The organism is Holophagales bacterium (assembly GCA_016719485.1).
GTDB lineage: Bacteria > Acidobacteriota > Thermoanaerobaculia > UBA5066 > UBA5066 > UBA5066.
This window is the reverse complement of record JADJZB010000011.1, coordinates 93945-118750: the sequence shown is the minus strand read 5'-3', so window position 1 is coordinate 118750 and position 24806 is coordinate 93945. Positions and strand designations below refer to the sequence as shown.

22 protein-coding genes are annotated in these 24806 nt (G+C 70.8%); 15 read left to right on the top strand and 7 right to left on the bottom strand.

Annotated features, from left to right (window positions below; genetic code table 11):
• The first annotated feature begins 69 nt into the window (after positions 1–69).
• A complete protein-coding gene (locus IPN03_09375; protein MBK9373923.1) occupies positions 70–1536 on the top strand; it encodes a B12-binding domain-containing radical SAM protein in 1467 nt (488 codons plus the stop codon).
• Positions 1537–1549: 13 nt separating this feature from the next.
• Positions 1550–2716: a glycosyltransferase family 4 protein gene (locus IPN03_09370; protein MBK9373922.1), complete on the top strand. Its 1167-nt coding sequence runs from the start codon at positions 1550–1552 to the stop codon at positions 2714–2716.
• Here the strand turns inward: IPN03_09370 and IPN03_09365 are convergent.
• From IPN03_09365 to IPN03_09355, 3 genes are read right to left on the bottom strand one after another with little or no spacing between them, the layout of a single operon-like run.
• Positions 2676–3878, bottom strand: coding sequence for a nucleotidyltransferase family protein (locus IPN03_09365; GenBank protein MBK9373921.1), 1203 nt, complete (start codon positions 3876–3878; stop codon positions 2676–2678). The two genes, IPN03_09370 and IPN03_09365, sit on opposite strands and share 41 nt — an antisense overlap.
• A gap of 49 nt (positions 3879–3927) precedes the next feature.
• The gene (locus IPN03_09360) at positions 3928–4740 is read right to left on the bottom strand and encodes a hypothetical protein (protein ID MBK9373920.1); all 813 of its coding nucleotides are present in this window, start codon (positions 4738–4740) and stop codon (positions 3928–3930) included.
• 10 nt (positions 4741–4750) lie between these two features.
• Entirely contained in the window at positions 4751–5185 is a 435-nt protein-coding gene (locus IPN03_09355) for a hypothetical protein (protein MBK9373919.1), read from the bottom strand.
• A gap of 162 nt (positions 5186–5347) precedes the next feature.
• Here IPN03_09355 and IPN03_09350 point away from each other — a divergent pair, with 162 nt between their 5' ends.
• The 5 genes from IPN03_09350 to IPN03_09330 all read left to right on the top strand — a co-directional run bounded on the left by IPN03_09350 (position 5348) and on the right by IPN03_09330 (position 9510).
• The gene (locus tag IPN03_09350; protein ID MBK9373918.1) at positions 5348–5890 is read left to right on the top strand and encodes a rubrerythrin family protein; all 543 of its coding nucleotides are present in this window, start codon (positions 5348–5350) and stop codon (positions 5888–5890) included.
• A gap of 139 nt (positions 5891–6029) precedes the next feature.
• Positions 6030–6527, top strand: a complete 498-nt coding sequence (locus IPN03_09345) for a hypothetical protein (GenBank protein MBK9373917.1) — start codon at positions 6030–6032, stop codon at positions 6525–6527.
• 91 nt (positions 6528–6618) lie between these two features.
• On the top strand, positions 6619–7338 hold the full coding sequence (locus IPN03_09340; protein ID MBK9373916.1) for a redoxin family protein: 720 nt from the start codon (positions 6619–6621) through the stop codon (positions 7336–7338).
• The gene (locus IPN03_09335) at positions 7325–8539 is read left to right on the top strand and encodes a DUF3570 domain-containing protein (protein MBK9373915.1); all 1215 of its coding nucleotides are present in this window, start codon (positions 7325–7327) and stop codon (positions 8537–8539) included. The genes IPN03_09340 and IPN03_09335 overlap by 14 nt, the downstream gene beginning before the upstream one ends.
• Positions 8540–8544: 5 nt before the next feature.
• Positions 8545–9510: an FAD:protein FMN transferase gene (locus tag IPN03_09330; GenBank protein ID MBK9373914.1), complete on the top strand. Its 966-nt coding sequence runs from the start codon at positions 8545–8547 to the stop codon at positions 9508–9510.
• A gap of 69 nt (positions 9511–9579) precedes the next feature.
• Here the strand turns inward: IPN03_09330 and IPN03_09325 are convergent, their stop codons facing one another.
• On the bottom strand, positions 9580–10098 hold the full coding sequence (locus tag IPN03_09325; protein ID MBK9373913.1) for a DinB family protein: 519 nt from the start codon (positions 10096–10098) through the stop codon (positions 9580–9582).
• A 123-nt stretch (positions 10099–10221) separates the two neighbouring features.
• On the opposite strand from IPN03_09325, the gene IPN03_09320 reads away from it, so the two are divergent.
• Complete coding sequence (locus tag IPN03_09320; GenBank protein ID MBK9373912.1) at positions 10222–11061, top strand: carbohydrate kinase; 840 nt, start codon at positions 10222–10224, stop codon at positions 11059–11061.
• A gap of 13 nt (positions 11062–11074) precedes the next feature.
• Here the strand turns inward: IPN03_09320 and IPN03_09315 are convergent, their stop codons facing one another.
• Positions 11075–11446: a 5-carboxymethyl-2-hydroxymuconate Delta-isomerase gene (locus IPN03_09315; protein MBK9373911.1), complete on the bottom strand. Its 372-nt coding sequence runs from the start codon at positions 11444–11446 to the stop codon at positions 11075–11077.
• Positions 11447–11512: 66 nt separating this feature from the next.
• Positions 11513–12562 (bottom strand): NAD(P)-dependent alcohol dehydrogenase, encoded by a 1050-nt coding sequence (locus tag IPN03_09310; GenBank protein ID MBK9373910.1) that lies wholly within the window; start codon positions 12560–12562, stop codon positions 11513–11515.
• 137 nt (positions 12563–12699) lie between these two features.
• On the opposite strand from IPN03_09310, the gene IPN03_09305 reads away from it, so the two are divergent.
• From IPN03_09305 to IPN03_09295, 3 genes are all read left to right on the top strand, one after another.
• Positions 12700–14562, top strand: a complete 1863-nt coding sequence (locus tag IPN03_09305; protein ID MBK9373909.1) for an ABC-F family ATP-binding cassette domain-containing protein — start codon at positions 12700–12702, stop codon at positions 14560–14562.
• A gap of 73 nt (positions 14563–14635) precedes the next feature.
• Positions 14636–16183 (top strand): amino acid carrier protein, encoded by a 1548-nt coding sequence (locus IPN03_09300; GenBank protein MBK9373908.1) that lies wholly within the window; start codon positions 14636–14638, stop codon positions 16181–16183.
• Entirely contained in the window at positions 16180–17865 is a 1686-nt protein-coding gene (locus tag IPN03_09295; GenBank protein ID MBK9373907.1) for a serine hydrolase, read from the top strand. Before IPN03_09300 ends, IPN03_09295 begins: the two co-directional genes overlap by 4 nt.
• A gap of 7 nt (positions 17866–17872) precedes the next feature.
• Here IPN03_09295 and ftcD read toward each other — a convergent pair whose 3' ends face one another.
• Positions 17873–18793 (bottom strand): glutamate formimidoyltransferase, encoded by a 921-nt coding sequence (ftcD, locus tag IPN03_09290; protein ID MBK9373906.1) that lies wholly within the window; start codon positions 18791–18793, stop codon positions 17873–17875.
• 101 nt (positions 18794–18894) lie between these two features.
• Here ftcD and IPN03_09285 point away from each other — a divergent pair, with 101 nt between their 5' ends.
• The 4 genes from IPN03_09285 to IPN03_09270 are packed head-to-tail and all read left to right on the top strand — an operon-like array spanning position 18895 to position 24773.
• Complete coding sequence (locus IPN03_09285) at positions 18895–20964, top strand: hypothetical protein (protein MBK9373905.1); 2070 nt, start codon at positions 18895–18897, stop codon at positions 20962–20964.
• 10 nt (positions 20965–20974) lie between these two features.
• Positions 20975–21616 carry an RDD family protein gene (locus IPN03_09280; GenBank protein MBK9373904.1) on the top strand — a complete coding sequence of 214 codons (642 nt, stop codon included), beginning with the start codon at positions 20975–20977 and terminating at the stop codon, positions 21614–21616.
• Between the two features lie 32 nt (positions 21617–21648).
• Entirely contained in the window at positions 21649–23328 is a 1680-nt protein-coding gene (locus IPN03_09275) for an NAD+ synthase (GenBank protein MBK9373903.1), read from the top strand.
• Positions 23325–24773 carry a glycosyltransferase gene (locus IPN03_09270; GenBank protein ID MBK9373902.1) on the top strand — a complete coding sequence of 483 codons (1449 nt, stop codon included), beginning with the start codon at positions 23325–23327 and terminating at the stop codon, positions 24771–24773. The genes IPN03_09275 and IPN03_09270 overlap by 4 nt, the downstream gene beginning before the upstream one ends.
• The last annotated feature ends 33 nt before the right edge of the window (positions 24774–24806 follow it).

The window sequence follows — 24806 nt, the reverse complement described above, 5'->3', positions numbered from 1 at the left end:
GTAAGCTACCTCACAGTCCCGGCATGCCGGTCGGGCCGGCCGGATTCCTATACTCGATCGCAACCCGCGATGAGAAGAACACCGGTCCTCCTGGCGCAGCCCTACTTCCTGGCGCACGACGCGAAGCAGGTGCGGAAGATGAAACCGTACCCGCCGCTCGCGACCCTCATCACGGCCTCCGTCCTCCGGAAGGCCGGCAAGGAAGTTGCGCTCTTCGACGCGATGCTCTCCGCCGGAGAGGACGAGTTCGCCACGGTCGTCTCTGCGACGCGGCCCGCGATCGTCGGGATGCTGGAGGACAACTTCAACTTCCTCACGAAGATGTGCACGACACGGCGGCGCGAGGCCTCGCTCCGGATGATCCGGGATGCGAAGAACGCCGGGGCCCTCGTCGCCGTCAACGGCTCCGACGCCGCCGACGCACCCGATCTCTACATCAGCGCCGGCGCCGATGCCGTGATCCTCGGGGAGACCGACAGGACGTTCCTCGAGGTGGTCGAGCGGTGGGAGCACGACGCGCTCGCCGACCTCTCGGACGTCCCTGGCCTCGCGCTCCCGGCGCGGGCCGTCGGCGCGTTCGCGCCCGCGGCGAAGACGGCTCCACGACCGTTCGTCCACGACCTCGACGCCCTGCCGTTCCCGGCCTGGGACCTCGTCGACCAGGGGAAGTACCGGACCGCGTGGACGGGGGCGCACGGGCGCCTCTCGTGGAACGTCGTGACGACGCGGGGCTGTCCTTACCGCTGTAACTGGTGCGCCAAGCCGCTCTACGGCATCCGCTACGCCCAGCGCAGCCCCGGGAACGTCGCGGAGGAGATGGCGCGGCTCAAGGAAGCCGTCGGTCCCGACCACGTCTGGTTTGCCGACGACATCTTCGGCCTCTCTCACCGCTGGATCGAGCGCTTCGCCGACGCTCTCGCCGAACGCGACGCCGTGATTCCGTTCACGATGCAGTCCCGGGTCGACCTGATGACTCCCTCGGCCGTCGAGGCACTCCGACGTGCCGGCGCGGAGGAGGTCTGGATGGGGGTCGAGTCAGGAGCGCAGAAGATCCTCGACGCGATGGACAAGGGGACGACGATCACCCAGGTACGCGACGCGACCCGCCTTCTGAAGGCGCACGGCATCCGCGCGTCGTGGTTTCTCCAGCTCGGATACCCTGGCGAGGAGTGGGCCGAGATTCTCGCGACGCGGGACCTCATTCGCGAGGAGCGGCCGGACGACGTCGGCGTGTCGGTCGCCTACCCCCTGCCGGGAACGGTCTTCTACGAGCGCGTTCGCGGCCAGCTCGGGGACAAGACCCACTGGAACGACAGCGACGAGCTGGCGATGCTCTTCGAGGGGACGTACACGGGGCCCTTCTACCGGCACGTCCGGGACCTGCTTCACGACGAGGCCGTCGCGGCGTCCGCCGAAGGGGACCTGGCGGAAACCCGTCGGCGCCGGCTGGATGCGCTCTGGCGCGAAGCCGGGTCGCTCGAGCTGGCGGCCCGGTCCGGCCCGGGCCCGTCGGCTCTTTCCGCCTTCGGCCGCTAAGCGCGGCCCCGCCGTGAGGATCGGCCTCGTCGTCCCCGGCGGCTTCGACCGGAGCGGACGGGAACGGGTCATTCCCGCGCTGCTCTGGCTGGTCGAGAGGCTCGCGTCGCGACACGCGGTCGTCGTCTTCACCCTCGGGCAGGAGGAGCATTCCGGGGAGTGGCCGCTTCTCGGCGCGAAGGTCGTCGACCTCGGCCGGGCCGCCCGCGCCGCTCTCCCCGGCATCGGCATCGCCGCCCGGGCGTGGCACCTCGGCCGCACGATCCGCCGGCACGGTCCGTTCGATGTGCTCCACGCCTTCTGGGCGAGCCCCTGCGGCTTCCTCGCGCAGGCCGCCGCGCCGGCCCTCACACCCGTCGTGGTCTCGCTCGCCGGGGGAGAGCTGGCGGCGGTCCCCGAGATCGGCTACGGGTGCGGTCTTTTCCTCAGGGAACGGGTGAAGGTCCGCCTCGCGCTCCAACGCTCGGCCGCGATCACCGCCGCGAGCGCCCCGATCGTCCGGTCCGCGCGGGAGGCAGGGTTCACGGCCGAGCTCGTTCCGCTCGGCGTCGAGTCCGCGGGCTTCGTTCCGCGCGCGCCCCGCGCCGCGGGTGAGCCGGTGCGGCTCCTCCACGTCGGGAGCCTCAACCGCGTCAAGGACCAGGCGACGCTTCTGCGCTCCTTCGCGATCGCCCTCCAGAGCGACCCGGCCCTGAGGCTCGACGTCGTGGGGGAGGACACGCTGGGCGGCGAGATGCAGGACCTCGCGGTGCGGCTCGGCCTCGCCGGCTCCGTGACGTTCCACGGCTGGCTGCCTACGGACGAGGTGCGCCCGCTGCTCGCCAGAGCCGACCTCCTCGTCGTCTCCTCCCGCCACGAGGCAGGTCCCGTCGCGCTCGTCGAGGCCGCGGCCTGCGGTGTGCCGACGGTCGGAACCGCGGTCGGCCACGTCGCGGAGGGGGACGGCATCCGCTCGGTCGCCGTCCCGGTCGGGGATGCCGGCGCGCTCGCCCGCGCGATCGTCGCGCTCGTTTCGGACGAGCCGCGACGCCGGAGGCTGGGAGACGCCGCGCTCCGCTGGGCACGGGAGAACGACGCGGACCGGACGGCCGCCCGGTTCGAGGACCTCTACAACCGCGTCGCGCGACCCGAACCCGGGTTCAGTGGACGAAGCCGCCCGCCCGGCGCGCCAGGACCTTGAGCCAGGCGAGCTTCAGCGCGAAGCCCTCCGCTTCCGGCGCCACGTTCGCCTTCACCTCGCCGAGCGTCGGGAAGGCGCTCCTGAAGAGGAGGCGCGCCCGCTCGCTCCGGCCCGGCGCGAGGGACAGGGCGACCCGCGAGAAGCCGCGCGCCGGCCGCGCATGGCGGAGAACGGGAAGCGTGGCGGCTCGTGCCCGCAGGTGCGCCGGCACGCGGGCCGCGAGGCGCGCGAGGGAGGCCGCCTCGAAGGTCCCCGGGAAGAGGCGCTCGAGGCCGTCCGCGGCGTAGAGGAGCGGCGCGGCCGCGTGCGCGTCCGGCGCGGGAGCGTCTGCGCAGAGAGGCCCGCCCGCGCGCGCCCGGTCGAGGAAGTCGACCGCCTGGATGCCGCGCAGCCCCTTCGCAGCAAAGTCTTCCGCGGCGTGGTGCCAGAGATGGCGGAGCATCGCGGCCTCGGACGGGACGCGGAAGCCGACCGGCACTTCGACCGCGTCGGCCGTGAGCTCCCGGGTCGCGTCGAGGACGACGCCGAGGACCGGCAGGCGGAACGAGCGGTGGAGCTCGATCCGGAGGGGATTGCCGGGGTGCTCGCCCGCCGGGGAGGGAACGCGCTCGTCCTCCTCGGCAAGGACGAGGTGGCGGGGCGTGTCGAGGAGGGGGCGATACGGGGTGCGGCGCGCGAGGATCGCCGCGGCGTCGGGAACCCGGGCGGGGTCGGCGATGAGCAGGTCGAGGTCCCCCATGGGCCGCAGGCTCGGGGCCGCCTCGCCGCGGAGGAGAAGCGCCGCCCCCTTGAGGGGAACCACGTCGATTCCCTCGGCCCACAGGAGAGAGAGGACCTCCGCGAGGCGCTCGACGATCCGGTGGCCCCTCTCCGCGCACCGCACCGCCTCGAGGGCGAGGTGCCCGGCGAGCGGGCCGGGGAGCCCCGCCGCATCCGGAAGCCGGGCGAGGCGCGGAGAGAGGCCCTGGATCGCCGCGGCGAACGCGGCCTTGCGCAGAGGCGGCGCATCCGAGCCTTTCCCCGCGCTCGCCGGAAGGGCTTCCCGCAGGGGCGTCACGTCGCCAAGTGCGATCGAACGGACGCACGCCTCCGCGAGAAGCGCGACCCCGGCGTCGCCGAGGAGCGCCTCGACCTCCTCCGTCGTGAACGGCGTTCCGGTCACGTCACCGTCCCCGGGTCTCCCCGCGCGGTGGTTCCGCAGCTCCTTCTGGTCACGGCTTCTTGCCGATCTCGAACTGGCGGACGATGTTGAAGCCGAGCCGGAGGTTCGAGTCGGTGACACCGCCGCCGTAGTCGGCTGCCATGATCTGGTCGACGGTGGTGGCCGCCGAGTTCCCGACCCAGACGGCGAAGCGGTGCCGCCAGACGCTCTTCTCGAGGGCGAAAGACCACTGGCCGACGGAGTCGGGGAGATCGTCGTTGGCGAAGACGTACTCCCCTGTCGCCAGGAAGCCCTTCCCCAGCCTCAGCTGGGCCATGAGCGGGACGTTCCAGACATCCGTGAAGAGCGGCGTGTTCGAGACGTACGTCGGGGCCGCTGCGACCGTGAGCTTCTCGGCGAAGGTGTAGGCGATGAGGGCCTGCCCGAAACCTCCGACCTTCTCGTCGAGTTCGTATTTCGTGAGCCAGTTCATACCGGCCCTGAGCCCCACGGCGAGCGGGAGCTCCCGCGTCGGCTTCAGGAACGTGTACTTCAGCGCGAACTCGTAGTCGCCGCCGGACGAGGCGCGGTAGGCCTCGACCGCGAGGCGGTCGACGGGGACCCAGCTCAGCCCGAGGCCGATGTTGGCGCCGGAGTCGAGGCCGAAGAGGTTGTTCCCGCCGGCCTCGTTCACCGGCTGGTTGAACCGGTGCGTGAAGAGGGCCTGGAGGAGACCCTGGTCGTTGACGAGAGGCGAGGCCGTCTGGAGGAACCGGTCGCCGTAGCCCGGGTCGAAGTCGGGAGGGGGGTCCTCGGCGGCGAGTGGGAACGCCGCGACGAGGGTCAGAGCGAGGGCGAAAGGGGCGATCGTCGTCGTCTTCATCATGGCGGCCTCAGTCGTTCGGGGCCCCGCGCCGAACCCAGTCGACGAGGAGCTGCACCTCGTCCGGCGACAGCGCGCTTCCGGGCGGCATCCGGTTCCCCGTGATCGTGGCGTCCCCCTTCACCTTGGAAATCAGGTAGGACGCGTCCGGGTCGCCCGGCGCGATGCGCAGGCGGGACGACTCCGCGGAGCGGACGTTGACGATCTGCGAGTAGGCCCGGCCCGCGCTCAGGTCCTGGCCCTGCTGCGGGTTCGGCCCGGCGTGGCAGCCCGAGAGGGCGCAGGACGGGGTGAACACCTCCGCCTGGACACGCGCGAAGGTCGCTGTCGGGTCAGGGACATCGGACGGCTCCGTGGGCGACTTCTGCGTCCCGCAGGCACCGAGGACGACGCCCAGCCCCAGCGATGCCACGAGAACGGCGGGAACTCCCTGGCTCCGGGACATTCGGCACCTCCTTGAACGGACCGATCTTGCGACAACGTTGCAGGAGATGAGGGTGAGTGGAATCACCGTTCTGCCGGCCCGTCCCGGCCGCGCTAACCTAGCCCGTTGGCCCGGCGACGGCGCCGGTGACGGCGACGAGTCGCGGGCCCGAAGGAGAGAGCGATGGCCGGAAAGATGGCAGGAACGAAGACCGAGAAGAACCTGAAGGAGGCCTTTGCGGGCGAGTCGATGGCCCGCAACAAGTACACCTTCTTCGCGGGCGAGGCGCGCAAGGCCGGGCTGCTCGAGATCGCGAACGTCTTCGAGACGACGGCGAACGAGGAGAAGGAGCACGCCAATCGGATGTTCAAGTACCTCGACATGCTCGCCGCGACCGACGCGAACCTCGAGACGTGCATCGCGGGCGAGAACATGGAGTGGACCGACATGTACGTGAGGATGGCGAAGGAGGCCGAGGAGGAGGGGTTCGTCCCCGTCGCCCGCTTCTTCACGCAGCTCGCCGAGGTCGAGAAGCACCACGAGATGCGCTTCCGAAAGTGCCTCGAGGAGCTGAAGTCCGGGACCGTGTTCAAGAAGGGGAAAGAGGTCTACTGGTACTGCACGAACTGCGGGCACATCGAGAAGGGGCTGGAGGCGCCGAAGGTCTGCTCGGTCTGCGCGCACCCGCAGTCGTACTTCCGGGCGATGCTGGAAGGAGAGGTCTGAGGATCTGACGCTCCGCCCGGACCGGGCACGCCGTTCGGAGTCCGTTCGGCTTCTTCCCCCATGGTCGCGCCGGCGGCGCCCGGGCCTCTCAGGCCCGGCGTGCCGCCCGGGCGCGCCGCGCACGAGGAGAAGAAGCCCCATGACGAGCCCGACGAGGACCGAGAGCTCTTTCGTGACCGCTCGCACGGTCCTGGTGATGTTGGCGACCCTCGCCGTTGCCCCGGCTTCCCTCCTCGCCGAGCGGCCGGACGTCACCGCAAGGATCGTCGACGGGCGGCTCTCTCCGGGGGAGAAGGGTCCCGTGTTCGTCGAGCTGCGGCTCGGGCCGAAGTGGCACGTCAACGGCCACACGCCGCTCGAGGAGTTCCTCGTCCCGACCGACGTCACGCTGACGACCTCTTCGGGCCAGCGACTCCGCGTGAAGTACCCGGAAGGGGAGCTGAAGCGGTTCGCCTTCTCTGACAAGCCCCTCAGTGTCTATGCAGGGGTCGTAAGGTTCGAGGCGGAGCTGCTCGCGCCGCCCGACTCACGCGGGCCGGTCGCGCTCTCGGGCGAGGTCTCCTACCAGGCCTGCACCGACGAGCAGTGCTTCCCTCCCGCGCGCATTCCGCTGCGCGCGAGCGTCGAGATCCGCTGACGGCCGCCCCGTTCGGAATCCGTTCGGAATCGGCGCTGTCCCGAGGGTTCCTGGTATCGACGTTGCGGTCGGCGTGCACGAGGTTCAGAAGATGACGCGATGGCTTCTCCCGCTCTGCCTTTCCGCGGTCCTCACCGCATCGAAACCGGCATCTGCCGCTTCGCCCGCGCCCGAGGTTTCGGCCCGGACCCGAAGCGGCGAGCCGTTCGCGCTTTCGGCTTTGAAGGGCCGGGTCGTCCTTCTCGACTTCTGGGCGCCGTGGTGCGTGCCCTGCCGGGCGAGCTTTCCCTTCCTCGACTCCCTGCACGCAAAGTACGCGTCGCAGGGTCTTACCGTCGTCGGCCTGACGCTCGAGGAGAGGGAGAAGGCGATCGCCGCGTTCCTCGAGGCGGTGCCGGTCCGCTTCCCGGTCGTCGTCGACGCCACCGGACGCGCCGGCGAAGCGTTCGGCGTCGTGGCCATGCCGACGACGTTCCTCATCGACCGCGAGGGTCGCATCGCGGCGCGCTTCGAGGGGGGCGACCCGAAGGTCCACGCGAAGATCGAGACCGCCGTCGCCGCCCTCCTCGCCGGTGGAGACGTCGGCGCCGGGACCGGCGTGCGCGTTCCGGCGAGCGTCGAGGCGAGCGGCAGGACGGGCGGCAGGACGGGCGGCAAGGTGAAGGCGTGGAGGAGAGGCTGGCTCGCCGATCCGCTCATGCAGCTCGACGGCGACCCGCTCACGAAGCTCCTGAAGGAGCACATCCACTCGAGCAAGGAGGCGGCGGCCGGAGACGGCGGCGCCTCGGGAGGCGGCTGTGGCTGCAACTGACCGCGCTTCCCGCCGGAGGGAACGTCGCGCCCGCCGGCCGCTCCGCAATCTCTCCTGCGTCGCCGCCGGCTTCGGCGCGCTCGCGGCCCGCGAGGCGGCCGGTCAGTCGACACTCGATGCCCGGTTCCTCTTCTACAAGGAGTCGGACGGGCGCAACCAGGTCCTCAACCCGGTCATCTTCTACAAGCCGGATCTCGGGCTCGGCAACGGCGAGCTCGACGTCCAGCTCGGGTACGACACGATCTCCGGTGCATCTCCCACGGGCGGCTACCCCTCGGCCGACCAGACGACCTCCGCCTCCGGATGGACGAGCACGACGAAGAACTTCCCGCAGGCCGAGTACGACGACTCCCGCGCCTCCGGCTCGCTCGCCTACCGCCGCAAGTTCGGTGCGCACATGCCCTCGATCGACGTCTCCTTCTCGAAGGAGAACGACTACGAGGCAAAGAGCCTCGGCCTCTCCGACTCCTGGACGATGGCCGGCGGGCGCGGCACGCTCCACTACGGCGCCTCGATCTCGCGCGACGTCGTCACCCCCGTGACGAACGACGATCGCTTCACGAAGGACACGAACGGCTTCGCCCTCGGCTGGACCTGGGTCCTCGGCGAGAGGGACCTCCTCGACGTCTCCGCCTCGCTGATGCTCCAGTCGGGCTACCTCGACGACCCGTACAAGGTCGTCCCCATCGGGACGATCGACGACAACGTGACGGTTCCCGAGATGCGCCCCGACAGCCGGCAGCGCTTCGCCCTCTTCGCCAAGTACGGTCACTATTTCCTCTGGAACGGGGCCGTGAAGGCGAGCTACCGCTACTACCGCGACGACTGGTCGGTCGAGGCGCACACGCTCGACGTCACCTATGACCAGAAGCTCGGCTCGCGGTGGATCGTCTCCCCCCGCGTGAGGCTCTACACGCAGACCGGCGCGTCGTTCTACGGGAGCCTCTTCCCCGTCCCGGAGACGTACATGTCGGCCGACTCGCGCCTCTCGCCGCTCGGAAGCCTCCTCGGCGGCCTGACGGGGTCCTACCGGGTGAACGATGCGCTCTGGGTCAATCTCGGCGGCACCTACCAGATCCAGGAAGGGCGCGACCGGGTGACACCCGCGACCTCCACCCCCGGCGGCGTGGGGGACACGAAGGTCTCGGCCGCCGACATGACGACCCTCACCGTCACGGCCGGGTTGAGCTTCAAGTTCTGACCGCAGTGGACGCCCTCGCCCACTACGAAACGTGTTTTTCCCTGATGGGCGGACGCGCGGTCGTCGAGTTCGTCGATGCACGGGGGCGCGCGAACGCCGCGCGCATCGCCCGGCTCGCGGAGGGAGAGGCGCTCCGGATCGAGCGGAAGTTCTCGCGTTACCGCGACGGGAGCGTCCTCTCCGAGATCAACCGCAACGCCGGCCGGACGCCCGTGGCCGTCGACGAGGAGACGGACGCCCTCGTGGCGGCGGCCCTCGACCTCTCTGCGCGGACCGAAGGCCGGTTCGACCCGACGGTCGGCGTCCTGCGCGGCGCCTGGGACTTCCGGAGCGGCCGGGTCCCTTCGCGCGAAGAGGTCGACGCCCTCCGTCCCCTCGTCGACGCTTCCCTGGTCTCGCGACGGGACGGGACCGTCTTCCTCCGGAGAGAGGGGATGGAGCTGGACCTCGGCGGCATCGGGAAGGAGTACGCGGCCGACCGGGTCGCACGCATCCTTCTGGAGCAGGGAATCTGCGCCGCCGTCGTGAACTTCTCCGGCGACGTGCGGACCGTCGGGCGGCGGCTCGACCGCCACCCCTGGAAGATCGGGGTGCGCGACCCGCGCGACCCGCGCCGCATCCGGTTCTCCGTCCGCCCGATGGCCGGAGCCGGCGTCGCAACCTCCGGGGACTACGAGCGGAGCTTCGTGAAGGACGGAACGCGCTACCACCACATCCTCGATGCGAGGACCGGCTGGCCCGCGCGGGGCGTGGCGTCCGCCACCGTCGTCGCGGGATCGGCCGACACCGCCGGGCGCTTCGCGAGCGCGGCCTTCCTCCTCGGTGTGGAGAAGGGCCTCGCCCTCCTCGAGAGCACGAAGGGGCTGGAGGGGGCGCTCATCGCCGAGGACGGGGCGATCCACGCGACGCGCGGGATGAAGTACATGTCGGACCTGCCCGGCAGCGCCCTCCCCGACAGTCCGTACTTCTGAGCCTGGGTTGCGCGGTGGGCTGCCGGGCCGGCGCTCGGGAGCACCGGCCCGGCAGGTCTCAGCCGGGATTCAGCCCTGCTCGTCCGCCGAGGGGCCGTAGAGAGCCGGAACGGGAACGTCCTTCAGGCGAAGGTAGACGCAGAGCTGCGCCCGGTGGTGGATCAGGTGGTTCATCACGAAGCTCCTCACGACCGCGACGCGCGGCATCGTGAAGAGGGGCTCGCCGCTCGCGAGAAGAGACCAGCTCTCCAGGAACGCGGCGTCGCTGGCCGCCTCCAGAGCGGCCCGCGCCGCCGGGACCCCCTCGTCGAACATCGCGACGGCCTCCTTCACAGTAGCGGCTTTCGGAAACGAAGCCGGCACGCCGCCGGGACTGACGTCGAACGCGTCGTCCACGAGGGTCGAGGTCATCCACCCCGGGATGCTGGCGACGTGCCCGGCGAGCTCGCCCATCGAAAACGACTTCGCGTGGGGCCTCCAGGCGAAATCGGCCTCGGGGACCCGCTCGAGCACCTTGCGGGTGTTGGCCATCTCGAGGTCGAACTCCGGGAGAAGAGACGTGGCGATGCCGTTCGTTCGGCTGCTCATGGGGACCTCCTTCACGTGAGGCGCAAGTAAAGCGTAAGACCGGGCGCGACGCAAGCACTTTTTCGCCGCCGTCCCGCCGGGTCGGCCTGACCCGCCCAAGCCGAAGGGATAGCCTCTCCTACCATGGCTCGCATCACCGTCGTCGGGTCCGTCTCCATCGACGAGATCGTCGCGCTGCGTCAGCCGCTGCGCGCGGGGGCGCACCTCGACGGCCGCGAGCGGGGTCGCCGCGTGGGCGGCGGCGCGGCGAACACGGCGATCCCCCTCGCCTTCGCCGGGCATGCGGTGACCGTCGTCTCCGCCGTCGGCACCGACCCGGAAGGGAGCACGATCCTCGCGCGGCTCTCGGAGGCGGGAGTCGACACGGCCCAGGTGATGCGCCGCGCGGGCCCCAGCACGCGCTCTCTCGTCCTCGTCGAGCCCGACGGCGAACGGACGGTCGTGAACCTCCACCGCTGCCGCGAGGAGGGCCCGCCCCGGCGGCTCCGGACACTCCCGGCCGACGTGATCTACGTGAGGAGCCGCGAGATCGACCTCGCGTCGATCCTCGCCGCCCGGCTCGCCTCGGCCCTCGTCGTGGCGCACGTACCGCCGTACGGCCCGGGCGTCCGCCCCGCGCACGTCCTCGTCGCCTCCGCGGCGGACCTGCCGGACGAAGGGCGTCTCGCACCGTGGGAGACGGGACGGAGGGCGGCGGGCGAAACGCTGACCTGGATGGTCGTGACGCGCGGGGCCGGCGGAGCCGAGGCGCACGCGGCCGATCGCCGCTTCCACGTGCCGGCCCGGGACGTGGCCACCGTCGACAGCACGGGGGCCGGCGACGTCTTCGCCGCCGGGCTCGTCCATGCGCTCGCCAATGGAGCTTCGATGGAGACGGCGCTCGTGACGGCGGTGGCGTGGGGAACGACCGCGGCCGAGCTCGGCGGCATCCCGCCGCGGGAACGGATCCTCGAGCTGCTCTGAGGAGCCGTCCCGCTCACCCCTCCCGGACGCGCACCCTGCGGTAGCTCGCCCGGTGCAGGTCGCGGATCTCCACGCTGATCGCCCCGCGCCCTCCCGCCACGAGCGTCGGGAAGGCACGCTGGAGGACCTCGAGCACGGCCTCGGAGAGCGCCGCCTTCTCCTCGTCCGGGCGACCGTCGAGGATCGCGATGGAGAGAGCCACGAAGGCCCTGTCTTCCTCCCCGTCGGCGACGGCGAAGACGTCGTGCCTCACGGCGCGGCTCTTGATGTCTTTCCTCTCGAAGAGGGCCGAGGCCACGAGCGCGTCGTGCAGGTCGAGGAGGACGCGCCGGAAATCGGGGTGGTCGGGAACGTTGCCCGAGTACTCCAGGACGAGGTGCGGCATGCCGCGATTCTCCTCCCTCGGGAGAGGCGCCGCCGCTCCGGGGAGGAGCGGCGGCGATCGGGCGCGCTACTTCAGCGTGGACATGTCGATGACGAAGCGGTACTTCACGTCCGACTTCAGCATCCGCTCGTAGGCCTCGTTCACCTTCTGGACCGGGATGATCTCGATCTCGGCGGGCGTCTTCTTGGCGGCGCAGAAGTCGAGCATCTCCTGCGTTTCGGCGATGCCGCCGATGAGGGAGCCGGCGATGCTCTTGCGCCCGAAGATGAGGTTGAAGACGGCGGGAGACGGGTGCGGGAGCTCCGGCGCGCCGACGAGGCAGAGCGTGCCGTCGCGGCCGAGGAGCGAGGTGTAGGCGTCGAGGTTGTGCGGGGCCGCGACGGTGTCGAGGATGAAGTGGAAGCTCCCCGCGTGCGGCTTCATCGCGGCCTCGTCCTTCGAGAGGACGACCTCGTCGGCACCGAGCTTCTTCGCGTCCGCGGCCTTCCCGGCCGACGTCGTGAAGAGGACGACGTGCGCACCCATCGCGTGCGCGAGCTTGACGCCCATGTGGCCGAGGCCGCCGAGGCCGACGACGCCGACCTTCTTGCCGGGGCCGGCGCCCCAGTGGCGCAGCGGGGAGTAGGTCGTGATGCCGGCGCAGAGGAGCGGCGCGGCGCCCGCCGGGTCGAGACCGTCGGGAATGCGGAGGACGAAGGACTCGTCGACGACGACGACGTTCGTGTAGCCGCCGTACGTCATCCCGCCGAGGTGCGCGTCGGGGCTGTTGTAGGTGAAGATCGCCCCCTTGCGGCAGAACTGCTCCATGCCGTCCTTGCAGTCGGGGCAGGTGCGGCAGGAGTCGACCATGCAGCCGACGCCGGCGGTATCGCCGACCTTGAAGCCCTTCACCTCGGCGCCGACGGCCGAGACGCGGCCGACGATCTCGTGCCCCGGGATGCAGGGGTAGGTCGTCCCGTGCCACTCGTTGCGGACCGTGTGGAGGTCGGAGTGGCAGATGCCGCACCAGAGGATGTCGATCCTCACGTCCTTCGGACCGGGGTCGCGGCGGTTGATTTCGAGGCGGTCGAGGGGAGCGGTGGCGGCGGTGGCGCCGTAGCCGAGGGCCTTGATCATGGGTGGTCTCCTTGCGGCGCGATCGGCCGCGCCCTGCCCACAGCGTATACGACGCTCCCTGGGCTTTCGTAAAGCCCGGAACTCTCCCCGCCCGCCAGCGGGCACCGGCCCGCCCCCCCCTCTGCTAAGGTCGCCCCGTGCCGCCGCTCGTCGCCGCGCAGCGCCTCTCGAAGGCGTTCGGCGCCCGGACCCTCTTCTCCGCCCTCTCCTTCGGGATCGAGCGGGACGAGCGTATCGGCCTGATCGGGCCGAACGGCGCGGGGAAGTCGACGCTCCTTGCGGTCCTCGCCCAGGAGACGCCGCCCGACGACGGGACCGTCATCTTCCAGGGAGGCGTCTCCGTCGGCCTCGTCCCCCAGATCCCGAGCTTCGCCCAGGGCGCGACGGTGAGGTCCGTCGTCCTCGAGGGGGCTCAGGCCCACGTCTCTCACGGCGAGGACGTGGCGTGGGAAGCGGAGCTGAAGACCGACGAGGCGCTCGCGAAGCTCTCTCTGACGACGGGGGGGATCGGGCCCGACAGCCTCGTGGCGACGCTCTCGGGAGGCCAGAAGAAGCGCGTCGCCCTCGCGCGCGAGCTGGTGCGGCAGCCCGACCTCCTTCTCCTCGACGAACCGACGAACCACCTCGACGTGGAGAGCATCGTCTGGCTCGAGGAGCTGCTCGCGCGCGCCCCCTTCGCCACGGTGACGGTGACCCACGACCGGCTCTTCCTCACCCGCGTCGCGACGCGGATCCTCGAGCTCGACCGGCGCAACCCCGGCGGCCTCCTCTCGGTGCCCGGAGGCTTCGAGAAGTGGCTCGAGGCGAAGGAGTCGCTCCTCGCCGCCCAGGAAAGCCGCGAGTCGTCGCTCAGAAACGTCCTCCGGCGCGAGACGGAGTGGCTGAGGCGCGGCCCGAAGGCGCGGGCCACGAAGCAGAAGGCCCGCATCGAGCGCGCCGAGGCCCTCGGCGACGAGATCGAGACGATCGCCGAGCGGAACGTGGCGCGGACGGCGAAGATCGACTTCGCGGGCGCGGGCCGAGCCCCGAAACGTCTCCTCGTGGCCGAGGGGATCTCGAAGACCTACGGTGAACGGACGCTCTTCGCGGGCCTCGACCTCCTCCTCCGGCCGGGGAGCCGGATCGGCCTCATCGGCCCGAACGGCTGCGGCAAGTCGACGCTCCTGCGCGTCCTTCTCGGGTCCGAGCGGCCCGACACGGGAACCGTGACGCGGGCCGACGGCGTGTCGGTCGCCCTCTTCGAGCAGGGGCGCGATTCGCTCGACCCGGACGCGACGGTGAAGGAGACGGTCTGCCCCGACGGGGACCAGGTGGAGTACCGCGGGCGCTTCATCCACGTCCGCAGCTGGCTCGACCGCTTCCTCTTCTCGCCGGAGCAGGCGGAGATGAAGGTCTCGCGCCTGTCGGGCGGCGAGCAGAGCCGCCTCCTCGTGGCGCGGCTCATGCTGAGCCCCGCCCAGCTCCTCGTCCTGGACGAGCCGACGAACGACCTCGACCTCGCGACGCTGAACGTCCTCGAGGAGAGCCTTTCCGACTTCCCCGGCGCCCTGCTCCTCGTATCGCACGACCGCGCGTTCCTCGACCGCGCCACCGATTCGCTCCTCGCCTTCGACCCGGAAGGGGGCAGCGGCGTCACGACGCTCGTCGGCCTCGACCAGTGGGAACGGTGGCGGAGGGAGCGGCGCGAAGGCACGCAGGCCGCGGCGGTGGCGAAGGCGACGAAGGAACGCGACGCGAAACGGGAAGCCGCGACGGACGCGGCGGCTCCCGTGGAAAAGCCCGGCAAGCGCCGGCTCGGCTATCTCGAGCAGCGCGAGCTGGGGGGGATCGAGCCGAGGATCCTGACGGCCGAGGAGAAGCTCGAGGCGCTGAAGGTCGAGTGCCACCGGCCCGAGGTCGTCAGCGACGGTCCCCGGCTCGTCGCCCTCGCGCGGGAGATCGACGAAGCGCAGGCCGAGGTCGACCGGCTCTACGCGCGCTGGGCCGAGCTGTCCGGCTGACGGAGAATGACGCCGGGGCGGAAACCCCCGAGACCGGAAACCCTGCTCGGGACGCGTGCACGGAAAGGGGCTGATGAACCACATCTTCGAGGTCGTCAACAACCTCTTCGCCTTCTTCGTCCCGGTCTCGGACCTCCTGTGGGACTTCCCGAAGAACGTCACGGCGTGGGCGGCGATCCCGGTCCTCGGGCAGTTCTCGCTCGCGATGCTCATGCTCCTCGGGACGGGCGTCTGGTTCACGGTCCGGACGGGCGCGGTCCAGCTGCGGCGGTTCGGAGAGAGCGTGCGGATCGTCATGGACCGGAAGGCGTCGGAGACCGGCATCAGCCCCTTCGCCGCCTTCATGCTCAGCTCGGCGATGCGTGCCGGTCCCGGAAACATCATGGGCGTCACCGGCGCGGTGACCGTCGGGGGCCCGGGGGCGCTCTTCTGGATGTGGGTCGCGGGGGTCTTCGGCATGGCCACCGCCCTCGTCGAGGCGACGCTCGCGCAGCTCTTCAAGGAGAAGAAGGAGAGCGAGTTCCTCGGCGGCCTGCCGTTCTACGGCATGAAGGTCCTGGGGAACCGGCGATGGGTCGGTGTCACGCTCGCGACGCTCTTCATCACGTACGCCCTCCTGAACGTCCCGAGCCAGACGTTCCACCTCTTCACGGCGCTCGGCTCGGTCGCGAGCACGATCGCCGGGACGGCCTACGGCAGGACGTCCGCGGTCTACTACGCGATCGGCGCCGCCCTCGTCGTCTCGGTCGCCTCGCTCGTCCTCGGAGGCCTGAAGCGCGTCATCCGCTTCACGGATCTCTGCGTGCCGTTCATGGCGGTTCTCTACTGCGGGGTCGTTCTCATCCTCGTCGTCGTCAACTGGCGGGTCGTCCCGTACTTCTTCGGGTCGGTGTTCGCCGGGGCCTTCTCGCCGGAGGCCATCTTCGGAGGGAGCTTCGGCATCGCCCTCCAGCAGGGGATCAAGCGCGGGCTCATGGTGAACGAGGCGGGCCAGGGGACGATCACGATGGCCGCCGCCGCCGCCGACAACCGGCACCCGGTCGAACAGGGACTCGTCCAGTCGATGGGCGTCTTCTTCGACACGGTCGTCATCTGCTCGATGGCGGGCTTCGTGACGGTCATGGCCCGTCTCTGGATGGTCCCCGGGGTGTTCGACTGGGAGGCGACGAAGCACGACAAGCTCGTCGTCTTCATGTCCTCGGCCCGCCACCTCACCCCGGGCACCGGACTGGACGCGACGGTCCAGGGCCTGCTCTCCGTCAGCTATGCCCTGTTCGCGTTCACGACGCTGATCGGGATGATCGTCTTCGCCGAGATCAGCGCGAACATGATCTCGAGGAAGCCGCGCTTCATCATGGGCCTCCGCTCCGTCGGCGCCCTCTTCTTCGTGCCGTTCGGCGTCCTGACGGTCCTCGCCGACCTGCAGCTCGGCAACATCTGGTACGTCACCGACCTCGTGAACATCCTCGTCGCCTCCGCCAACGTCCCGATCATCCTGGTCGGAGGCAGGCACGTCTTCGCCGCGCTCCGGCACTACGAGAGAACCGGCGGAAAAGAGGGCTTCGTCTCGCAGAGAGACATCGGCCTCGAGACGCCGTACTGGACGGAGGTATCCCGATGATCCCCAATCCCTGGCGCGTCGCCCCGGCGCTCGCCCTCCAGACGCTCCTCCTGTCCGCGGCCGCCCCCGCGCCCGCCGCCAGGCCCGCGACGACCGCCGAGGCGATCGACGCGATGCTCGCGAAGGCAATTCCCCCCAGCGGACCCGGCGCCGTCGTCATCGCCGTGAAGGACGGCAAGACCGTCTTCCGGAAGGCCTACGGGATGGCGAACCTCGAGCTCGGGGTCCCGCTCGCGCCCGATTCCGTCCTCCGCCTCGGTTCGATCACGAAGCAGTTCACGGCGACCGCGGTCCTGATGCTCGCGGAGGAGGGGAAGCTCGCCCTCTCCGACCCGATCACGAAGTTCCTCCCGGACTACCCGACGCACGGGCACGTGATCACCGTGGAGCACCTCCTGAACCACACGTCGGGGATCCGGAGCTACACCGGCATCCCCGGCTACATGGGAACGAAGATCCAGGCGGACCTCACACCGGCCCAGCTCATCGACGCCTTCAAGTCCGAGCCGATGGACTTCGCGCCGGGAGAGCGCTGGGAGTACAACAACTCCGGCTACGTCCTCCTGGGCGCGGTGATCGAGAAGGCCTCGGGAACGACGTACGCCGAGTTCGTCGCGAAACGGATCTTCATGCCGCTCGGAATGAAGGCGACGGCCTACGGCGCCGAGGGTCCGATTCTCCCGAAGAGAGCCGCCGGCTACACGCGCGACGGCGAGACGGTCTTCAACGCCCGGTACCTGAGCATGTCCCAGCCCTACTCGGCGGGCGCGCTCGTCTCGACCGTCGACGACCTCGCCGCCTGGGACGCCGCCCTCTACACGGAGAAGCTCGTGAAGAAGGCGTCGCTCGAGAAGGCCTGGACGCCGGCCGTGACGCGCGACGGCAAGCCGACGCACTACGGATACGGATGGGGCATCTCGACCCTGCGGGGCGCCCGCGCCATCGCGCACGGGGGAGGGATCTTCGGCTTCTCGACGTACGGCATACGGCTCCCGGACGAGAAGGTCTACGTCGCCGTCCTCGCCAACAGCGACAGCCCGAAGGCCGACCCGGGAATGCTCGGAAAGAAGATCGCCGCCCTCCTCATCGGCAAGCCGTTCCCGGAGCAGGCCCCCGTCGCGGTCGCCCCGGGGGTCCTGGCGCGCTGGACGGGCGTCTACCGCTTCGACCCGCAGACGACACGGACGGTGACCGTCGAGGGGGGGAAGATCTACTCGCAGCGCTCGGGCGGGCCGCGTCTCGAGGTGAAACCGTCGTCGGAGACCGAATTCTTCTACGAGGGCTCGCTCACGCGCCTGCAGTTCGTCGCGGGTCCCGACGGCAGGGCGAAGGAGGTCCTCTTCTTCCCCGATGGGGCCGACGGGCCCGAGCGTGGCGTCCGGGAGGGGGACGTCCCGTCCGCCCCGGCGGAGGTGAAGGTCGACCCCGCGCTCTACGACCTCTACGCCGGGGAGTACGAGCTCGCGCCGGGGTTCGTCCTGACCGTCCGGCGCGACGGAGCCCGGCTCCTGACGCAGGCCACCGGCCAGCAGGAGTTCGAGGTCTTCCCGGCGTCCGAAACGGAGTTCTTCCTGAAGGTCGTCGACGCGAGGATCACGTTCGTGAAGGGAGCCGACGGCAAGGTGAACGAGCTGGTCCTCCGGCAGGGCGGGCGCGAGATGCCCGCGAAGCGAAGGAAGTGACGGGCTCCTACTCCTTCGCCGCGAGGGCGACGTCGAGCAGCTTGTTCTCGAGGACCTGCGACGAGGCGGGCGACTCGAGCCGAAGGTAGTGCTCGGCGGCGCCGACGAGCGCCGCCTGCGGGACGAGGCCGATGATCTCGGAGCCGACGACCGGGACGCCGAAGCGCTCGGCCTCGGATCGCACCGTCTCGAAGACGCGGTGAAGGGGCGTCTTCTCGGTGTTGGTCATGTTGATCGAGACCTGGACGATGCCGCGGGCTTCCAGCTTGACCCCCATGGCCTTCACGAACCGGTATCCCCCGGAGAGGTGGCGGATCGACTTCGCGATCCGGTCCGCGATCGAGAGGTCCGCCGTTCCGAGGTTGATGTTGTAGGCGACGAGGGGGGAGCGCGCCCCGACGACCGTCGCCCCCCCGGTCGGGTGCGGCGCGTCCGGACCGAAGTCGGGCTTCCACTCGGGGCTCTTCATCTTTTCGGCGAGGCCCTCGAACTCCCCCTTGCGGACCGTAGCCAGGTTGCGGCGCGCCTCGCTCGTGGCGGCGTCCTCGTAGAGGTAGATCGGCAGGCCGTGCTTCCCGGCGAGCCGGGCGCCGAGCTCCTTGGCGAGAGCGACGCAGTCGGCGGCGGTTGCGCCACGGATCGGAACGAACGGGATGACGTCCACGGCCCCGAGCCGCGGGTGTGCCCCCTCGTGCTTCGTCAGGTCGACGTGGAGGAGCGCCTCGGCGACCATCGCTTCCATTGCCCGGACGAGGGCCGGTCCGTCCCCGAGGAACGTCAGGACGGAGCGGTTGTGGTCGGCATCGGACGTCCAGTCGAGAAGGAGGACCCCCGGGCCCGCCGAAACGGCGGCGTTTCGGATGGCCGCGACCACCTCCGGGCGGCGCCCTTCGCTGACGTTCGGGATACATTCGATCAGAGTCGTCATCGGACACCCTCCCCGCATCGGGATCGGGGATCTTATCGCGGGGAGCGCGCGGCGCTTGCCGCCGGAATGACGGCTTGTTACGCTGAGTTCGAGAGGTTCCCATGCCCGAGCCCGTTTCCTACCAGGGGAGTCCCTCCCTCTCCGCCGAGGCCCGCGAGAAGGTTCTCCAGACGTTCCGTCACACGCTCGACATGGCGCGGACGGGCCGGAACGAGGACGCGCTGCTGGGTTGCGACTTCATCCTGAAGATGGACCCGCGGTTCGCACCCGCCCGGCGCCTCCTGGCGTCCCTTCGAGGCATCGCCGGGGGAACCGTCATCGACCTCGCGGATTTCGACGCCTTCGGCTCCGCGCCGGCGCCGGCGCGTGCGCCTGCAGCGCCCGCCCCGACGGCGATACCGGCCACCGGTCCCGCGACGCCGGCCGCCGGCTGGGCCGTCCCCGCGGCTCCTCCTCCAGCCCCCGATCCGTTCGGGTCCAGCGGCTCTGGCCTCGACGACCTCGGTTTCGAGGATCTCGGCCCCAACCCATTCGCGCCGGCGGCACCGGCCGCACCCGCCGCCCCGCCCCCCGCGGAGGCTGCGCCGTTCTCCTCCCCCTCTTTCGGTTTCGACGCTCAGGGAGCCGACTCCTTCGGCGGGTCCGCTCCAGAGCTCTCGTTCTCCGAGGCGCCCACCTCCGCAGGCGACCCTTTTGATTCGCCCACCCCTCCAGCGGACGCGTTCTCCCTTTCGGGCTCCCTGTCGGGCTCCCCGTCCGAGCCCTTCGCCTCCCTGGCGCCTCCCGCCGACCCCTTTGCGTCAGCCTCGCCCCCCTCTTTCACCGACCAGTCGCCCGCTCCGGGCCCGGTCGCCTCCGTAGACCCGCGGATCTCCCAGTTCCTCCGGCAGGGGGACGACGCTGCGGCCCGGGGCCACCTGCAGGAGGCCATCGACCTCTGGAGCCGCGTCTTCCTGATCGACCTCTCGAACGAAGAGGCGTCCCGGCGCATCGACGCGGCCCGCGAGAAGCAGAGCGAGGCCGCTCGCCAGCTCGACGTCCTCCTCAGCGAGGGCGTTCAGCGCTACGAGGCAGGAGACCTCCCGGCGGCGCGCGACGCCTTCCTCAAGGTACTGACCCTCTCGGAGTCGGACGCAACGGCGCGGAACTACCTCAACCAGATCGACGCCGTCCTCGACGTGCCCTCCGCGAGCTCGTCCCTGTCTCCCGAGACGTCCCTCTCCGACACGCCGTACATGGGCGACGAGCTCGAGTCGCCCGTCCGGCCGTCCTTCGCAGACGACCTCCCGCTTCTCGGGGAGCCTGGCGCGGACGCTGGCCGCTCGGCAGCCGGGACCGGCGCGAGCCGGCGCGAAGGCGCCACTCCGGCCCGCGCCGGCGGAATCGACGGACGGGTCCTGATCGGACTGGCGGCGCTGGTGCTCGTCGGCGTCGCCGTGGCCGCGTGGTTCGTGTTCAAGCCGAAGGCCGACGCCCCGGCCTCCGGCACCGTCGAGGCGCCCGTCTCGCCGGCCCCGGCCCAGCAGGACCCGCTCGAGAAGGCGCAGGCCCTGTTCAAGCAGGGGAAGGTCGACGAGGCCCTCGGCATCCTGACGGCGATACCGTCCAGCGACCCGCGCCACGACCAGGCACTCGTCCTGCTCGACCAGTTCAAGTCGTCGGCCGAGCCGCGTCCGGCGACCGGCGCCGCCGTGAGCGACGCCCAGGTCGACGAGGCCAGGGTGGCGGGCCTCGCCAGCCTTTCCTCCGGCCGTTACATCGACGCCGTGAAGGCCCTCGACCTCGTGGTCAAGGCCCGGCCCGACGACACCGAGGCGAGCCAGGCGCTCGCGCGCGCCCGCGATTCGGTCTCGGCCCTGGGCTCGGCGATCCGTTCCTACAACGAGCAGGACTACGAGAGCGCCCTCCGGCTCCTCTGGGACCTGCGCAAGCAGGACCCGAAGAACCAGGACGTGGAGGAGTACCTCTTCAAGAGCTATTTCAACGACGGGATCCTGAACCTGCAATCGGGGGGCACGAAGAAGGCCGCAGAGGCTTTCCGCGAGGCGGCCGCTCTTCGTCCGGATGACGTGGAGACCCAGAGGCACCTGAAGTTCTCGCGGCGGTACGCAGGGGGAACCGACGACCTGCTCGCGCGCATCTACGTCAAGCACGCCTCCCCACGGCCGTGAGCGTGGGTCGATGAGCGAGAAAGGCCACGACCCGCTCGCCGAGCACCCGCTCGGAGGTGAGCCCTCTCCCCAGGCCAAGGGCCGAGGGAAGACGCTGAGCCTCTTCCCCGACGTCTCCGAGGCGCCGCTCTCGCCCTCCCCGGTATCAGCCGGCTCCGACCCGCAGCCGACGTCTCCGCCATCCGCGTCGTTGGCCGCCGCGGACGTCGACGAGCCCGGGGAGATCGTGGACGAGCCGGACGCCGAGGTGTCCGTCGCGTTCGCACGGCGTTTCGCCGCCGGTCTCGCCGACGTCGTCATCCTCGCCCTCTTCGGCGCCCTCGAGCTGGCCGCGGGAGCGATTCTCCTCGAGCTGCGGTTCCCTCCCGCCGCGCTTCTCGGCCTCGGCGCGTTCCTTTTCCTGGCCGCGCTCGTCCTCCTCGTCCTCGTGCCGTTCGTCTGGGGCGCCACTCCCGGAATGGCGCTCGCCGACCTTCGCGTTGCGGCCGCCGACGGCGGATCGCCGACCCTCGCGGCCGCGTCTCTCCGTTTCGTGGGAGCCCTGTTGACGGGAGCGCTCGCGGGCGTTCCCCTCCTCGTGGCCGCCTTCGACCGGAGGGGACGGACCCTGTCCGACCTCGTTTCCGGCACCACCCTGGTCCCGGCCCGCTGAGCCGGCGGAGAGTGGGCGTTACCATCCGCCCGATGCGGCTCGCCCTCGGCCAGATGAACGCCACGATCGGCGACTTCGCTGGTAACGCCGCGAAGATCGAGAACCTCTGGCGGGAGGCCGAGGCCGCCCGGGCAGATCTCCTCCTCGTCCCGGAGATGGCGCTCTGCGGCTACCCGGCGAGAGACCTTCTCGACCGCCCCTCGTTCCAGGCCGAGGCGGCCCGCGTCCTCGGCGAGCTCGCGCGACGCGCCGGGAAGACCGCCCTGCTCGCCGGGACGTTCCTCCCGAATCCCTCCAGGACCGGAAAGCCCCTCTTCAACGCGGCGGTCCTCCTGCGCAACGGGCGCGTCGCCGCCGTCGCGAGGAAGTGCCTCCTCCCCGCCTACGACGTCTTCGACGAAGTCCGGCACTTCGAACCGGCCGAGACCCCGACCCTCGTCCGGCTCGCCGGCCGGAGGATCGGCCTGACGATCTGCGAGGACCTCTGGAACGACAAGGACTTCTTCCGCCAGCGCCGCCTGTATCGCGACGATCCCGGGGAGACGCTCCTCGCGCGCGGGGCCGACCTGATCGTCAACGTCTCGGCCTCTCCTTTCTCCGAGGGAAAGCCCCGGCTGCGGCGGCGGATGCTCTCGCGGCTCGCCCGCGACGGCGGCGTCCCCGTCGCCTACGTGAACCTCGTCGGCGGCAACGACGAGCTCGTCTTCGACGGCGGGTCGATGGCGCTCGACGGGCGGGGACGCGTCCGGGCCCGGGCCGCTCTCTTCGAGGAGGACTTCGTCGTCGTCGACCTCGACGAGAGCAACGTCGCGCCGGTCACCGGCTCGGAACCGGCGGACCTTCCCGACGACGCCGAAGACGAGCCGCTCGAGTCCCTCCGCCGCGCCCTCGTCCTCGGCATCCGCGACTACGCCCGAAAGTGCGGGTTCCGGACCGCCGTCGTCGGCCTCTCGGGTGGCATCGACTCGGCGCTCGTCGGCGCGCTCGCCGTGGACGCCCTCGGCGCGGACAACGTCACCGGGCTCGCCCTCCCGTCGCGCTACTCCTCGGAGGGCTCCGTCACCGACGCGCGGGCGCTCGCCCGGGCCCTCGGCATCCGCCTCGAGGTCGTACCGATCGAGCCGCTCGTCGCCGCCGCAAAGGCTGCGCTCGCCCCTCTCTTCGCCGGACGCCCGGAGGACGTGACCGAGGAGAACATCCAGGCCCGCATCCGCGGGATGCTCCTGATGGCCTTCTCGAACAAGCTCGGGCCTCTCCTTCTGACGACGGGGAACAAGAGCGAGCTGGCCGTCGGCTACTGCACCCTCTACGGCGACATGGCCGGCGGGCTCGCGCCGATCTCCGACCTTCCGAAGATGCGCGTCTACGCGCTCTCCCGGCATCTGAACCGCCGGGCCGGGCGCGAAGTCATCCCGGCGTCGACGCTCGACAAGGCCCCTTCCGCCGAGCTGCGGCCCGGACAGACCGACCAGGATTCGCTCCCACCCTACGAGCTCCTCGATCGCGTACTCGAGGGCCTCGTGGAGAGGAACCGGACCCCTGCCGCAGTCGCCCGGGAGACGGGAGCGCCCGAGGCCCTCGCCGCCGGAATCGCGCGGCAGATCGACCGGGCCGAGTACAAGCGGCAGCAGGCCGCTCCCGGGCTGAAAGTTTCGACGAAGGCGTTCGGGAGCGGCCGCCGCATCCCGATCGCGCAGGTCTCGAAGGCGTGAGCGACACGGGAGCGCTGGAAGGTCCGCGGTACCCGTGGAAGGAGATCCCGGGCTCGTCCCACGACGTCCTTCTCTCGAGGATCAACGCGCTCGGAGAAGGCCTCGCCGTGCTCGACGTGGGCTTCGGAGCGGGACATCTCGCACGGAGGATTCGTTCCCGCTGCCGCTACCTCGCCGGAATCGAGCTGGATCCCGACGCCGCCAGGGAAGGGGCCGGCTTCTTCGACGAACCCGTCGTCGACGACGTCGTCTCCGGTCTCGGCGGGCCCTGGAGGGAGCCCTTCGACGTCGTCGTCGCGGGAGACATCCTGGAGCACCTTCCCGAGCCGGGGCTCGCGCTCGCACGCTTCCGTCCACTCCTCAAGCCCGGGGGGCTCCTCCTCGTGTCGCTTCCGAACGTCGCGAACGTCACCGTCCGGTTCGGGCTCCTCTTCGGACGGTTTCCGCTTTCGGACCGCGGCATCCTCGACCGGACCCACCTGCGCTTCTTCACCCGCCGGACCGGCCGGGAGCTCCTCGAGCGGCACGGCTTCGCCGTTATCGGAGAGACTCCGACAGCGATGCCATTCGAGCTGGCCCTGCCCGCGCTCGGCAGACCCCCGCTCGCCGGTCCGGCCCGGACCGCCGCGAGGCTCCTCGCGGCCGCCTGGCCGGGGATGTTCGGATACCAGATCGTCTACGAAGCGAGGCTCGCCGTGATGACGTTCCCGGCCCTCTCTCTCGTCATTCCCGCCTACAACGAGGAGAAGCGGCTTCCCGTCGCCCTCGCGCGGATCGCCGACTGGCTCGGGTCCCGTACGCCGGCTCTGCCGTCCGAGGTCATCGTCGTCGACGACGGCTCCTCGGACCGGACGGCCGCGACGGCAGAAAAGACCGCAGCCGGCCTCGGACTCACCTTCCGCGTGATCCGCCTGCCCCAGAACCGCGGAAAGGGGGCCGCCGTCCGGGCCGGCGTTCTCGCGGCCTCAGGCGAGCACGTCCTCGTGACCGACGCCGACCTTTCGACGCCCATCGAGGAGGTCGACAAGCTCCTGGCGGCGGGCGCGCCGGTGGCCATCGGCTCCCGGGGCGTCGACGCGACCCTCGTGAAGGAACGGCAGTCGCTCTTCCGGGTTGCGAGCGGAAAGCTCTTCAACCTCCTCGTCCGGCTCCTCGTCGTCTCCGGCATCCGCGATACCCAGTGCGGCTTCAAGCTCTTCAGCCGGGACGCGGCCGGGGAAGTCTTCTCGCGCGCCACCGTCGATCGATTCGCGTTCGACGTCGAGGCGCTCCTGCTCGCAAGACGCCTCGGCTACCGGATCGCGGAGGTCCCGGTCCTCTGGTTCAACTCCCCGGACACCCGCGTCGGTCTCGGCGGAGGGCTGGAGGCGTTCGCCGCCCTCTTCCGGATCCGCTGGCGCGTCTCCCGGACGATGCGCGCGAGGCCGGCCCCTCCGCAGGGCTGAACCCACCTCGCACGTCCGGCGTGCAGCGCACTC

What these genes read in the sequence shown, in the direction of transcription:
- IPN03_09375 (MBK9373923.1), top strand. Translation starts at nt 70, where the DNA reads ATGAGAAGAACACCGGTCCTCCTGGCGCAGCCCTACTTCCTGGCGCAC.
- IPN03_09360 (MBK9373920.1), bottom strand. Translation starts at nt 4,740, where the DNA reads ATGAAGACGACGACGATCGCCCCTTTCGCCCTCGCTCTGACCCTCGTC.
- IPN03_09355 (MBK9373919.1), bottom strand. Translation starts at nt 5,185, where the DNA reads ATGTCCCGGAGCCAGGGAGTTCCCGCCGTTCTCGTGGCATCGCTGGGG.
- IPN03_09350 (MBK9373918.1), top strand. Translation starts at nt 5,348, where the DNA reads ATGGCCGGAAAGATGGCAGGAACGAAGACCGAGAAGAACCTGAAGGAG.
- IPN03_09345 (MBK9373917.1), top strand. Translation starts at nt 6,030, where the DNA reads ATGACGAGCCCGACGAGGACCGAGAGCTCTTTCGTGACCGCTCGCACG.
- IPN03_09340 (MBK9373916.1), top strand. Translation starts at nt 6,619, where the DNA reads ATGACGCGATGGCTTCTCCCGCTCTGCCTTTCCGCGGTCCTCACCGCA.
- IPN03_09325 (MBK9373913.1), bottom strand. Translation starts at nt 10,098, where the DNA reads ATGAGCAGCCGAACGAACGGCATCGCCACGTCTCTTCTCCCGGAGTTC.
- IPN03_09320 (MBK9373912.1), top strand. Translation starts at nt 10,222, where the DNA reads ATGGCTCGCATCACCGTCGTCGGGTCCGTCTCCATCGACGAGATCGTC.
- IPN03_09315 (MBK9373911.1), bottom strand. Translation starts at nt 11,446, where the DNA reads ATGCCGCACCTCGTCCTGGAGTACTCGGGCAACGTTCCCGACCACCCC.
- IPN03_09310 (MBK9373910.1), bottom strand. Translation starts at nt 12,562, where the DNA reads ATGATCAAGGCCCTCGGCTACGGCGCCACCGCCGCCACCGCTCCCCTC.
- IPN03_09300 (MBK9373908.1), top strand. Translation starts at nt 14,636, where the DNA reads ATGAACCACATCTTCGAGGTCGTCAACAACCTCTTCGCCTTCTTCGTC.
- IPN03_09295 (MBK9373907.1), top strand. Translation starts at nt 16,180, where the DNA reads ATGATCCCCAATCCCTGGCGCGTCGCCCCGGCGCTCGCCCTCCAGACG.
- ftcD (MBK9373906.1), bottom strand. Translation starts at nt 18,793, where the DNA reads ATGACGACTCTGATCGAATGTATCCCGAACGTCAGCGAAGGGCGCCGC.
- IPN03_09285 (MBK9373905.1), top strand. Translation starts at nt 18,895, where the DNA reads ATGCCCGAGCCCGTTTCCTACCAGGGGAGTCCCTCCCTCTCCGCCGAG.
- IPN03_09280 (MBK9373904.1), top strand. Translation starts at nt 20,975, where the DNA reads ATGAGCGAGAAAGGCCACGACCCGCTCGCCGAGCACCCGCTCGGAGGT.
- IPN03_09275 (MBK9373903.1), top strand. Translation starts at nt 21,649, where the DNA reads ATGCGGCTCGCCCTCGGCCAGATGAACGCCACGATCGGCGACTTCGCT.